Annotated in this window: 11 protein-coding genes; 8 read left to right on the plus strand and 3 right to left on the minus strand. The window is 42.5% G+C overall.

Annotated features, from left to right (window positions below; genetic code table 11):
* Positions 1-65 precede the first annotated feature (65 nt).
* Positions 66-1,448: a DASH family cryptochrome gene (locus ACQKCP_RS04435; RefSeq protein WP_427611433.1), complete on the minus strand. Its 1,383-nt coding sequence runs from the start codon at positions 1,446-1,448 to the stop codon at positions 66-68.
* Positions 1,449-1,647: 199 nt separating this feature from the next.
* Between ACQKCP_RS04435 and ACQKCP_RS04440 the strand changes: the two genes are divergently transcribed.
* Positions 1,648-1,896, plus strand: coding sequence for a hypothetical protein (locus ACQKCP_RS04440; RefSeq protein WP_057760515.1), 249 nt, complete (start codon positions 1,648-1,650; stop codon positions 1,894-1,896).
* 109 nt (positions 1,897-2,005) lie between these two features.
* Here ACQKCP_RS04440 and ACQKCP_RS04445 read toward each other — a convergent pair whose 3' ends face one another.
* Positions 2,006-3,484 (minus strand): aldehyde dehydrogenase family protein, encoded by a 1,479-nt coding sequence (locus tag ACQKCP_RS04445; RefSeq protein ID WP_427611434.1) that lies wholly within the window; start codon positions 3,482-3,484, stop codon positions 2,006-2,008.
* Positions 3,485-3,912: 428 nt separating this feature from the next.
* On the opposite strand from ACQKCP_RS04445, the gene ACQKCP_RS04450 reads away from it, so the two are divergent.
* The 7 genes from ACQKCP_RS04450 (at position 3,913) to ACQKCP_RS04480 (ending at position 12,325) form a co-directional block, all read left to right on the plus strand.
* A complete protein-coding gene (locus ACQKCP_RS04450; protein WP_165596853.1) occupies positions 3,913-4,512 on the plus strand; it encodes a TetR/AcrR family transcriptional regulator in 600 nt (199 codons plus the stop codon).
* 369 nt (positions 4,513-4,881) lie between these two features.
* Positions 4,882-6,093: an iron-containing alcohol dehydrogenase gene (locus tag ACQKCP_RS04455; protein ID WP_101205076.1), complete on the plus strand. Its 1,212-nt coding sequence runs from the start codon at positions 4,882-4,884 to the stop codon at positions 6,091-6,093.
* Between the two features lie 167 nt (positions 6,094-6,260).
* Positions 6,261-7,310: an NADP-dependent oxidoreductase gene (locus tag ACQKCP_RS04460; protein ID WP_427611435.1), complete on the plus strand. Its 1,050-nt coding sequence runs from the start codon at positions 6,261-6,263 to the stop codon at positions 7,308-7,310.
* 239 nt (positions 7,311-7,549) lie between these two features.
* Entirely contained in the window at positions 7,550-8,227 is a 678-nt protein-coding gene (locus tag ACQKCP_RS04465) for a type 1 glutamine amidotransferase domain-containing protein (protein ID WP_427611436.1), read from the plus strand.
* 30 nt (positions 8,228-8,257) lie between these two features.
* Positions 8,258-8,887, plus strand: coding sequence for a glutathione S-transferase family protein (locus tag ACQKCP_RS04470; protein WP_160021176.1), 630 nt, complete (start codon positions 8,258-8,260; stop codon positions 8,885-8,887).
* A gap of 401 nt (positions 8,888-9,288) precedes the next feature.
* The gene (locus ACQKCP_RS04475; RefSeq protein WP_427611437.1) at positions 9,289-10,977 is read left to right on the plus strand and encodes an MFS transporter; all 1,689 of its coding nucleotides are present in this window, start codon (positions 9,289-9,291) and stop codon (positions 10,975-10,977) included.
* Between the two features lie 85 nt (positions 10,978-11,062).
* Positions 11,063-12,325, plus strand: a complete 1,263-nt coding sequence (locus ACQKCP_RS04480; protein ID WP_427611438.1) for an HlyD family secretion protein — start codon at positions 11,063-11,065, stop codon at positions 12,323-12,325.
* Positions 12,326-12,467: 142 nt separating this feature from the next.
* On the opposite strand, the gene pdxH is transcribed toward ACQKCP_RS04480, so the two are convergent.
* Complete coding sequence (gene pdxH / locus ACQKCP_RS04485; protein ID WP_427611673.1) at positions 12,468-13,130, minus strand: pyridoxamine 5'-phosphate oxidase; 663 nt, start codon at positions 13,128-13,130, stop codon at positions 12,468-12,470.
* Between the last annotated feature and the right edge of the window lie 85 nt (positions 13,131-13,215).

Raw genomic sequence — 13,215 nt, forward strand, 5'->3', positions numbered from 1 at the left:
TAAACCTATCTTATGATTACTCTAATAATAGTTGTCACCTGTTAAGTGAGAGTTTGCAACATACATCAATCGCTCTTTTGAGGGTTACCTTGCCACTGGCGGATAAATTCACCATTTGGATCGTATTGCTGGGTTTGCTTGTCGAGATTAAACTGCCTGCACCCTCTTGGATCAGCACCCACGCCTGCCAGATATTGCCAATTGCCCCAATTGCTGCCAACATCATAATCGATAAGTTGTTGCTCAAAGTAAGCTGCCCCATAACGCCAATCAAGCCCTAGCTCATGGATAAAGCAGCTAGCAACCAGTTGTCGTCCGCGATTCGACATATAACCTGTCGTACGCAATTGGTTCATGCATGCGTTGACGATAGGATATTGTGTTGTACCATTTTTCCATTGTGCTAACAGACTCTCAATCAATTGAGTTGAAGGCGCGTGCTGAGCGATGCCCTTAAACCAAAATAACTTTTGCTGGTGGGTCACAGCATACCAGTAGAAATACTCACGCCACAGCAGCTCAAACCATATCCAATAAGTAGAGTCATTTGCGATGATATCGCGCTCATAACTGCGCAGACGATTCAATATCCTGTTTACAGACAGTGAGCCGTTTGCCAGCCAAGCAGAGAACTTCGTAGAATGTGTCCACTCATCTAGCGCGTTTCGGGTGGTTTTATAAGTGCTCGGCGCATCAGAATCGAAATAGGCATCTAAGTGCTTGAGGCCATTTGACTCACCACCTGTAAAACTGGATGGCTGCTGTGATGGCTTACCAAGCTCTGCCTGATTAGAAAACTGCGATTCAAAAAAGTACTCTTTCCTACTCTGCATATTGTCAGGCAATGGAGCAAGTGTTTCTGGCGTTGGAGAAATGGCTATATCTTTTTCTGCATGCAGCAAATCACAATCGGTTTCGATTTGTTTACGAAACTGTGTAAAGCTCTTGGGTAAACTCTCTAGCGGTAACTTATCAAACAAAGTCGCTGTTGTATGTATATGCCACTGTATCTCTGGATATTTCGCCTGTAGAAGCTCATATACTTTGTTTTGATTATAATCTGCCGTCTGGCTGACGCAGATATCTGTCACTTGTTGCTGCGCTATTAGATCACTCAACTGAGTAAAGACGTCCAATGCTTTATCGCCTTTCTGTAAATACAGCAACCTATTACCAAGCTGCTTTATTGACGCATTTAAATCAGCTAGGCTCTCATGCAAAAACTGCTGGCGGGTTCGACCCATACTGTCGTAATGATAGGCATCGTAATGGTCTTTATCGTCTAATATATCTGTCAATGATGAGGCATAAACCAATAGCAGCTTTCCATCAGTGGAGATTTCAGATGCTTTTAATAGAGTGGCATTGTCGGCTACCCGCAAGTCATTATGGAATAGCACCAATGTGACATTTCTGTTCGCTAAGTTGTTCGTTGCTTGATTTGACATACCCTATCCTTCTAGCTATTTAGCGCTCATTTATTATTTTTAATCTTGAAATATCATATACAGTGTAAAACATACTGAGCATTCAACTATGATGCGAGCCTAATACTTGTAAGGCAATGCGCTCAGCCCCAGAAACCAATTATAAGCATTGACTATCATATGTCTGACTGCTTAAATGGCTTACCTCTAGGAGAACACCATGACTCAAAATAATACTACGACTGAAGAAAATAAATCAGATGAAAAGCGTAAACTTATCAATCGATTTTTGATGAGATTGACAAAAGAGCAGCCTCAAATGTATTACGCGACCACCTCTGAGATATCGCGGAGTATTCATACAATGATAAAAGAGCACACCAACCGCCTGTCGGTAGAAGAGCAAGCACTGGTAAGACGAATGACGATGGAAGAGATTGAAGGGTTGCTTGGTTTTCATGCCAGATAAATGATTGACTTTCAGATACGTCATTTTCAGTAAGTTGCCAAACGACACACAAAAAAAGACCGCTATCAAAGCGGTCTTTTCTATTAGCTATCAGCTAGATTTAAGACAATTAGAATGGATATTCACGTGGTTCATTTTGCATTGAGATCCAATGCGTTCTAGTGAACTCTTCTAGTACCCACTCACCGTTAAAGCGACCGATGCCTGAGTTTTTCTCACCACCGAATGGCGTATTGCTTTCATCATTGACCGAGATGTCATTGATATGGGTCATGCCAGCTCTGATACCGCGAGCGAAACGTAGGCCTTTTTGCATATCAGCAGTGAACACCGCGCTAGACAGACCATACATAGAATCATTGGCAATCGATAGCGCATCGTCTTCGTCTTTAGCACGAATGATACCAACCAATGGTCCAAACACTTCGTTGCGTGATAGATCCATTTCGCGAGTGACTTCGGTAAAGATGTGTGGCGGTACGACTTGGCCTTCAATATCGCCACTGAGTATCATTTTTGCGCCTTCTTCCTGCGCTTTAGCGATTTTTTCTTTGAGCGATTTAACTTGTTTTTCGTTGATGATTGGGCCCACAGCAGTATCTTGCTTATTAGGATCACCGACGTTCAATGTTTTGACGTGTGCTAAGAAACGCTCTACAAAGTCATCATATATCTCGTCTTCTACAATGACTCTGTTAATCGCGATACAGATTTGACCTTGATGCAAGAACTTACCAAAGGCGGCCGCTTTTACCGCTTGCTCAATGTCAGCATCTTTTAGTACCACAAATGGACTGTTACCACCTAGCTCAAGCGCCACTTGTTTGATGTATTCGCCGCCATTTGCCAACTCACCGATATGTTTGCCCACTGAGGTCGAACCTGTGAACGACACTAAGCTTGGCGCTTTGTGTTCAACGATTGCATCACCTATCTCGCTACCTGAGCCGACCACAACGTTTAATAGACCTTTTGGTAGACCTGCCTCTTCAAACACTTTGGCCAATAGCAAACCACCTGTCACTGGCGTATCACTAGCAGGCTTGAGTACCACGGCGTTACCAAGTGCTAAGGCTGGCGCGATAGAGCGCTGCGTTAAATGTAGTGGGAAGTTCCATGGGCTAATGACAGCGACAACGCCAATTGGCTCACGATAAATGAAGTTCTCTTTGCCAGGGGTATTCGATGGGCGAATCTCACCATGGACACGATTAGGGAACGTTGCTGCTTCAAGGGTAATCGCGCGCGTTGCACCGAACTCGACCATGGCTTTGATGCGAGTACTGCCCGACTCTTTGATTAGCCAATCGACGATTTCTTCTTGGCGTTGATCGAGTATGTTTACGACTTTATACAACACTGCAGCACGCGCTGCTGGTGTCTGCTTGGCCCACGCTTTTTGAGCTTGGGTCGCAGCATCATAGGCTTCGTTTAACTGATCTTTGGTCGCTTGTTGAATCTCTACAAGCGTATCACCGTTATATGGGTTGGTATTGGTGTTGGTGCTATCGTCTTTACCGGTTTGCCATTCACCAGCGATGAACTGCAAATGGAAGTCACTGTATGCACTCGTAATATTGGTTGACATAATCATCCTTATTTTTAATTTATTGTGTTAAGTATTGGTTTGCGATTATTAAAATAAAATTATTAAGTCGGCGATATCATAATGAGAAAATATCTGGCAAATAGTAAGTCTGAAATCGTTACCGAGCTATCAATCAATAGTCATCAATTAAAAAGAGCTCTAATGAAAAATGATCTTTAGCAGTAAATACTAACGGTAACGGATAACAACAAAACCTACCTTGCTAGACGACTGGTCTAATGCTACCATAGCTATTAATAAAACAAGACTACTTTGTCAGTGAATATTGTTGATAAAACGTAACACATATAACTATATCCTATTACAATACGCCATCAACGTGACGTTCAAATGAACGTTAACTGTTTCAACTGACTATCTAATACATACGCTAATATAAGCGACTACTAAGGGAGACAATCCTGTTTATGTCTACTACAGACGCAACTACCCCAGATACCAAAGCTCATTTACTTGCTACTGGCTACCAACTCATTGCTAAAAAAGGTTTTACCGCTGTTGGTCTAAAGCAAATTTTAGATACTGCAGGTGTGCCAAAGGGTTCTTTTTACCACTATTTCGCTTCTAAAGAAGCCTTTGGTGAAGCCATCATTAATCATTATTTTAGTTTATATAAGACTCGGTTGGATGTCATCGATGCACAAGATGTCAGTGCACAGCAAAAACTATATGATTATTTTCAAAACTGGTATGACACCCAGCAGAACGGCTGTGACCATGAGAAATGCTTGGTAGTGAAACTCAGCGCAGAGGTAGCTGATATGTCAGAAACCATGCGTAAGGCACTCGATACTGGCTATCAGCAGACGACCATGTGGCTCGCTAAGCAGATCAAAGCTGGCTGGCTCGATGAGTCCGTACCTCGTCACGATAACATCTCGGCTGAGAGTATGGCCAAGCGTTGGTATTTTGCATGGCTTGGCGCAAGCTTAATTGCAAAGATTAGCCAAACCAATACCCCTTTAGCAGAAATTTGGCAGATGACCACGACCCAAATGGGACGCTAATCGTTAACTGTTTGAATTTCTATCGAACGCACTTCTAACGTAACCATTAAAGCACATTGAATATTTACAACTCTCATAGATAGCAGCTGTCAGTACTATGCTTGAGTGTTCAGTGTGCTTTATTGTCTTCTCTTTTTTAAACAAATTTCTGAAAGACATCTGCATATGACTTAAACAGTTATACGAGAGTTTTGTAAATATCACTAGACGACTGGTCTAATTGGTGTACAATGCGCACAAATATTAAGAATGAATGTCTATACGAGCATTACTTATCATTCATTGATTAATATCAGACAATATCTCATGTCAAAACCATTTAATTGAACCGTTTTTATTAAACACTTTTTATTACTAATTAGGAATCTTATGAATAACTTCCAATACTACAACCCAGTTCGTATCGTTTTTGGTGAAGGTCAAATCGAGCAATTATCAGATCTAGTCCCTACTGATGCGCGTGTACTCATTACTTATGGTGGTGGTTCAGCACAGCGTACTGGTACTTTAGACGAAGTAAAAACTGCATTAGCGGCAAGCGGTAACCGTACTGTATTTGAATTTGGTGGCATTGAAGCTAACCCAGAATTCACTACGTTACTTAAAGCCGCTGATATGGTTAATGAGCATAACATCGACTTCTTATTAGCAGTTGGCGGTGGTTCTGTGATTGACGGTAGCAAATTTGTCGCACTCGTTTCTTCATTGACTGAAGAAGACGGCACTGTCTCACGTGACCAAGCTTGGGATGCCTTAACTGGTTATTGCAAAAACATCGACTCTGCTGTCGACTTGGGCGCGGTATTGACTATTCCAGCAACAGGTTCTGAGATGAACTCAGGCGGCGTGATCAACTATAGTGAACGTCAAGCAAAACTACCGTTTGGTAACCCACTTGCCTTCCCTAAATTCTCAATTCTAGATCCAATCAAAACACTTACCTTGCCTGAGCGTCAGGTTATGAATGGTGTTGCTGATGCATTTGTTCATGTAATGGAACAGTATCTGACTTACCCAGTAAACGCTAAAGTACAAGACGCCTTTGCTGAAAGCTTGCTTAAAATCCTTATCGATGAAGGTCTAGTTGTTAAGCAAGATCCAGAAAACCTAGAAACACGTAAAAACATTATGTGGACAGCAACCATGGCATTGAACGGTCTGATCGGTACTGGTGTACCACAAGACTGGACAACTCACATGGTTGGTCATGAGCTAACATCATTACACGCTATCGATCATGCACGTACGCTAACCATCGTATTACCATCAGTCATGCGTGAGCTAAAAGAAAGCAAAAAAGAAAAACTACTTCAGTATGCACGTAACGTATGGAACATTACCGATACTGACCTAGACGACGATGCTATCATCGAAACTGCTATTGTTTACACTGAAAACTTCTTCCGCGAGCTTGGCTTGCCAGTTAGCCTAGAAGATGTTGACTTGACGGAATCAGCGATTGATCCAATTATCAAGCAGCTTGAAGTGCATAACATGGTTAAGCTTGGTGAACATGGTACCAATGACTTAGAAGTATCACGTCGTATCTTGCAGCGTGCTGTAACTAGCAAAGCGTCTTAATAAGCGCTATAGCAAGAACTGTCAGAAGAATTATAAGAAAAATCGCGACAGTAACAATAAGTACATATCGTTATGCTATTTATAGTAGTAGCTATTCCATGCTGAGTAGCTACTACATTTAAAACCACTATAATAATGACAATTAATAAATATAAAGGAGTCCTACAATGAGCTTCGACAAACAACAGAATCAACAAACAAACCGTCAAATCAAATTAGCGAGCCGTCCTAATGGTGAGCCAACTGCTGACAACTTTGACATGGCAACTAGCGACATTCCTACGCCAAAAGATAACGAGATGCTACTACGCACTGTATATCTATCACTAGATCCATATATGCGTGGACGTATGAGTGATGCAAAAAGCTATGCAGACCCATTAGAAGTCGGTGACGTCATCATGGGTGGTACCGTAGCGCAAGTAGTCGAGTCGAATATCGACAACTTTGCGGTAGGCGACTTAGTCGTATCAAACTCAGGCTGGCAGGACTACAGTGTCAGTGATGGCGAAGGCGTCCTCAAACTGGACAAAAACATGTCTAACCCTTCTTATGGTTTAGGTGTGTTAGGTATGCCAGGGTTCACCGGTTATATGGGTTTGACTGATATAGGTAAACCACAAAAAGGCGAGACTTTAGTCGTGGCAGCAGCAACTGGACCGGTCGGTGCCACTGTCGGTCAAGTGGGTAATCAATATGGTCTGCGCACTGTCGGTGTGGCAGGCGGTAAAGAGAAATGCGACTTTGCAGTTAATGAGCTTGGTTTTGATATCTGTATCGATCACAAAGCTGACGACTTCGCTGAACAATTAAAGGCAGCATGTCCAGATGGTATCGACATCTACTATGAAAACGTTGGCGGCAAAGTATTTGATGCGGTAATGCCCTTACTTAACGACCACGCACGTATTCCAGTATGTGGTCTGGTATCGCAGTACAACGCAACTGATTTACCGGATGGCAAAGATCGCTTAGGTATGTTGATGGGTCTTATTTTAAGCCAACGCCTAACTGTCAGAGGTTTTATTATCTTTGAAGAGTACGGCGACCACTTCCCAGAGTTCTTAGAAACCATGAGCAAATGGGTGGAATCAGGCGAAGTGAAAACCAAAGAGCACATTACTGACGGTTTAGATAATGCCCCAGATGCATTTGTCAGTATGTTGAACGGTGATAACTTTGGTAAGACTGTAATCAAAGTATCTGACGTTAACTAGTTATTGGTTAAACATTCACTAGTTAAGTAGCTACTGACAGTTAGCAATCGTTGTGAATAACTACTTAACAACATAAATTGCTAATATCACTACTGAAAGTTGCTCACAAAGCAGGAATAATGCTAACAGTCATTATTTGCATTTAGGCTAATTAAGTAAAAACGGCTAATGATGTAACGTAAAACTTATGACTGTTGGCTATATAGTTACTAACACATAAATAATAAACAAGGATAATTATGAACATTTTAATGGTACTAACTTCTCATGACCGTTTAGGCGATACTGGTAAGAAAACTGGCTTTTGGCTAGAAGAATTTGCTGCTCCTTACTACGCATTTCTTGACGCTGGCGTAAATGTAACTCTAGCTTCTCCAGCTGGCGGTCAACCACCACTAGATCCTAGTAGTGACACAGAAGACACGCAAACCAAAGATACCACTCGTTTTAAAGACGATAAAGACGCGCAAGAGCATTTGGCTAATACCAAAAAACTTGCTGATATGAACGCTGAAGATTTCGATTCAGTATTCTACCCAGGTGGCCATGGCCCATTGTGGGATTTGGCAGTAGATAAAAACTCTATCAATCTGATCGAGACTTTTGTTAAGCAAGACAAGCCTGTTGCTTTTGTTTGTCATTCTCCTGCAGCGCTTAAAAACGTTAAAGTCGATGGCGAGTACTTGGTAAAAGGCAAAACAGTGACTGGTTTTACTAACTCTGAAGAAGACGCAGTTGGCCTAACAGACGTAGTACCGTTCTTAGTAGAAGACGCATTGAAAGCCAATGGCGGTAACTACGAAAAAGCGGCTGATTGGGAATCATTTGTCGTTGAAGATGGTCTGCTAATCACAGGTCAAAACCCTGCATCATCAGAAGAAGCTGCTAAGCGTCTAATAGCAAAGCTGAAAGGTTAGTCAAATTCACTACGCAATAAGGTCGATACCATGATTCGTTTACATCATCTCAATCAATCACGTTCACTACGTACGCTATGGCTTTTAGAAGAGCTAGGCGTTCCTTATGAAGTCGTTAGTCATCAGCGCGATGCCAAAACTCATTTAGCACCAGATTCTCTAAAGGCTGTACATCCACTCGGTAAGTCTCCGGTTATCGAAATGGATGGACAGATTTATGCTGAGTCAGGTGCTATCACTGAGCTGTTAATTGAACGGTTTGCGCCAGAGCGTCTGCGCCCTGCTACAGGAAGCTCAGACTACGGCTACTATCTACAGTGGATTGATTTTGCAGAAAGCTCGCTCATGTTGCCATTAATGCTTGAATTATTTACTAACAAAGCGGGCATTAATGACAATGAGTTTTTAAATGGCTATATCGAAACAGAGAAAACCAGACTGTTTAAGTATCTGGATACCTCAGTTGAAGGTAAGTCGTTTATCGTGGGTGACAAGCTAAGTGGTGCCGACTTTATGCTGTCATTCGATTTGATTATTCTTGCTAAGCGTCAGAAACTTGATGCTTATCCGCATATCAAACAGTATGCTGAAAAGCTGGCCGGTCTTGATAGCTATCAGCGTGCGATGCAGCTAGAAGCAAAATATGATGAATCGATTTAGTATTTGGTATTAATTGATACTATGGTGTTAGTCAAAATGCTACGTAGTAATTGACCACCTAATTTTTCGATACACAAAAACAGCTCTGTATAGAGCTGTTTTTTATGCGTATAGTATTTTTTACTTGTTGCATCGTTTGTTTTAATGTTCGTTAAATTGCACGAAATACTGGTATATCTTTATTCAGCAGCGCTGATGAGTTACGCGGTGATGACAAAAGCGTTGTAGAAGTTATGATAAAATATGCCCTGCATTTCTTGGGCTATCTTTCCAGTTTGACCAGCATTTATATCAGCTACCCCGCTATTTTTAAGCTATGAACATTCATCGTACTGACCTGATTTTGCGTCTGGAATCTGTTCTATGCCGTTCTATTTCCTTATACAGATTATGGTACGTCCATGAGTAACGAATATCAGTTTAAGCCCCACGAACAACCGATAATGGTGGGCTCTCCTGCCAATCCTGATCATCCTGCACGCCGCAAATTATTTTACTTACTGATTGGAATTTTCGTTGGTCTCACTGCCAGTTTCCAAAACGGTCTGCTCGTCGCAAATCTTACTCAAATTCAAGGTCAACTGGGCTTAACGCCAGCCGAAGGTGGCTGGATATCTGTTAGCTATAATATGACCAATGCCTGTATTACTGTTCTGCTGTACAAAATTCGCCAGCAGTTTGGTATGTCACTTTTTAGCAAAATCACTCTGTTCTTTTTGTTAGCCGCCACAAGTTTACAGTGGCTAATCAGTAGCCATTTGTTAGATACGCCTAATATTGGAATTGAGCCTTATTACCTAGAGATTGTCGCCAGAGGACTTAGCGGTATGGTCGCAAGTGGCATGACCATTTTAGGGTTATTCTATTGTTTGCAAGGTATGCCAACCGTCAAGCGTACCAGTGGCTTGATATTGGGTTTTGGCTTGGTGCAGTTTGGTATTCCATTATCACGAATCATCTCGCCCTATCTCGCCATTGACGGTCAGCTTGAGAATTTATTTTTATTTCAATTTGGTTTGGCACTGATTTGTTTTGGACTGATTAACATATTGGAGTTACCGCCAGGCAATACCGAAAAAGTATTTGAGAAACTCGACTTTTTAAGCTTTGCTTTTTTTGCGAGCGGTCTGGCGGCACTGGCTGTTATTTTGGTGCAAGGTAGGATTTTATGGTGGACGACGCCTTGGCTCGTCTATCCGCTGATTATTGCTATCGTTGGGATTGGCGTCGCTCTATGGATTGAAACGCATCGCAAAAACCCGATGTTACAAGTCCGCTGGATGCGTAGTCGCAATATTATTGCCTTTATGATTACCGGCGCTGTCATGCGAATTTTGCTATCTGAGCAAAATGTCGGTGCTGCAGGACTGCTCGCTAATTTGGGCTATGGCAATGATCAGCTGGTTACTTTTTATGCTGTCATAATGGCTGCCAGTGTGTTGGCTTTGGTGATTAGTATTTTTAGTACCAATCCGATGGACTTGCGCCGTCCCGTTATTTTTGCAGTGGCATTGATTGCCTTGGGCTCTTGGATGGACGTTGGGGTCTCTATCAACTCCGCACCTTATATGTTTTATATTAGCCAGTTTTTGATTGCATTTGCCGCGGTGTATTTTATGGGACCTTTGGTTTTCGAAGGATTCTTGCGGGCTATTGCTAGTGGCCCTGCTTATATCATTAGTTTTTCGGTTATCTTTGGTATTTCTCAAACGGTTGGCGGATTGGCAGGTGCAGCGGCTATTCAGGCATTTACGACCATTCGTACGCAAGTACATTATGCGGATATGGTCAGCTCACTGAATTTGGGTGATCCTACGTTCAGCGCTCAAATTGCTGGTACTCGCAGTGTATTATCAAATCAAACGACGGATACAGCGCAAGCGAATGTGGCCGCGATGAGCCAAGTGTTGCAAGGGATTCAACGCCAAGCAACTGTCTCCGCTTATAGCGATCTGTTCTTTTTGATGGCCAGTTTTGCTACTTTCGTTACGATCATTTTATTGATCAACTATTTTTATAACCGTTACCACAAACGCAATCCCCTTGCTAAAGAGCTTGCCGTTATTGCAAAAATGCGTGAGTCAAAATAACTCAGCTTATTATATTAATCATGTTTCACCTCATTCATTTATAGCCAGTCCATTTTAATATTTATTAAAAATTTAGGAGCACGTCATGAGTCAAGAAAAACCAAATGAGCTTAGTCAAACACCTCAGACGTCCACTGGCGCTCCAGCAACAGACACACTTATAGCGTCCGATATAAGCAAAGAAGAGTCTGCTGCAACTTCTTCGCCATCAGCAACTAAGACAGCAGAAGGTGATGTAGAAAACAGTTCAGACAGCAATGAACCACCGATGCCGCCAAAAGAGCCAATACCCGATACTACTGGTTGGTCGCCTAAGAAAAAATCCTACCTAAACTTAGGCTTATTAATTTTATTGATTGTCATTGGCGTGGCATTGATTTTGTATGCATGGAAGCTCCCACCTTTCACCCCAACGGTACAGCAAACCAATAATGCTTTTGTCAAAGGTCAGACGACTATTATTAGCCCGCAAGTTTCCGGCTATGTCACCAAGGTAGTAGTGCAAGACTTCGCCAATGTAAAAGCGGGCGACTTACTCATAAAGATTGACGATCGAACCTTTCAGCAGCAGCTCGAACAAGCCCAAGCAAATACAGAGGTGGCAGTCACCAACCGCTCTACCAATGACCAGGATACGCAAACCAGCCAAGCGCAAATCGAAGCACGTAGAGCTGATTTGTATAGTGCCAAAATCAATGTAGAAAGCGCGCGTGAAGATGTAAACCGTTATCAAGGTTTAGATGCTATTGGTGCAGTATCGAAAGCAGAAGTTGCTCATATCAAGGCGCAGTTGGCTCAAGCACAAGCAGGTGTACAGCAAGCAGAAGCTAATTTGCAAGCCGCTCAAGAAAATCGTGAAAAGACTAGCGGCAGTCGCTCATCGCTGGACGCAAATATCAAAAATGCTGAGGCAGGCGTCAAGCAAGCGCAAATCAATCTAGACAATACTATCATCACTGCGCCTGAATCTGGCCAGCTAAGCCAAGTCAGTGTCAAAGAAGGCCAATACGTCAGCGCTGGTACGCAGCTTATGTATATCGTGCCAAAAGGTATTTGGATTATTGCAAATTTTAAGGAAACTCAAATAGCTAATATGGCAATCGGTGAGCCTGCGACCATTCATGTCGATGCGCTTGGCGGCGCCAAATTTACGGGGCACGTGAGTAATATCTCGCCAGCGACTGGTAGCGAGTTTAGTGCTGCTGCAGCCAACCCTGCGACAGGTAACTACATAAAAATTGCTCAACGTATTCCTGTACGCATCGATCTAGATCAAAACCAGCCTGAACTTGCACGCTTACGCCCTGGCATGTCTGTCTCAGTGGATGTCGATACCAATATTAAATGAAAGGTTGAATAAAAAGTTAAATACGAAATCATGCCAAATAAGGTCAATAGTTAACGTAAAAAAGCCACTCTAGATACCAAAGAAATTGGATTTAGAGTGGCTTTTTTAGTTTTCTATAATCTATAGCTTCAAACTACAGCAACTATGGTAATAAACGTTTGGTTGTCCAGCTTGTATTGCCTTCACTGTCGTCGCCGCTACTCTGCGTATACACAATTCGGTCATGCATCCGATTGGCGCGACCTTGCCAAAACTCAATACTTTCAACCGTAATCTCATACCCACCCCAAAACTCTGGCGTTGGTACGGTAGTATTGTCAGGGTGCTCTGCTTGAAGCCGTTCAAACGTTTGCTCCATGACTTCACGATTGGCCACTTCACCACTTTGCGGTTGACTCACCCAAGCGCCTACTTGACTATCATGAGGACGCTTTTGGAAGTAAGCAGCCGATTTATCAGCAGCAATTTTAGCGATACTACCGCTGATACGGACTTGGCGCTCTAGCTCATGCCAAAAGAATAATGCTTCGGCATTAGGATTTTCTGCTATATCCTGCCCCTTTGCGCTTTCATAATTGGTATAAAAAACAATACCTGTCTCAGTAATCTCGCGTAATAACACAATACGGACGCTAGGCTTATTGTCTGCGCCACATGTTGCCAAACTCATTGCATAAGGCTCTTGCACCTTTTGCGCTAGCGCTTCATTCATCCAAGCTTTAAAGAGCTCAAATGGTGACGTTGGTACTGACTGTTGGTCAAGCTCGCCTTTCTCATATGAGAGGCGTTGGTCGGTAAAGTCCATGCTCATGGCAGTTCCTTATTTGAAAACTATAATGTTGTCTTAAATACCGGTCATTATCTTGAATACCACTTATTGCCTTGAATGC

Source organism: Psychrobacter sp. NPDC078631 (assembly GCF_050268165.1).
Classification (GTDB): Bacteria; Pseudomonadota; Gammaproteobacteria; order Pseudomonadales; family Moraxellaceae; genus Psychrobacter.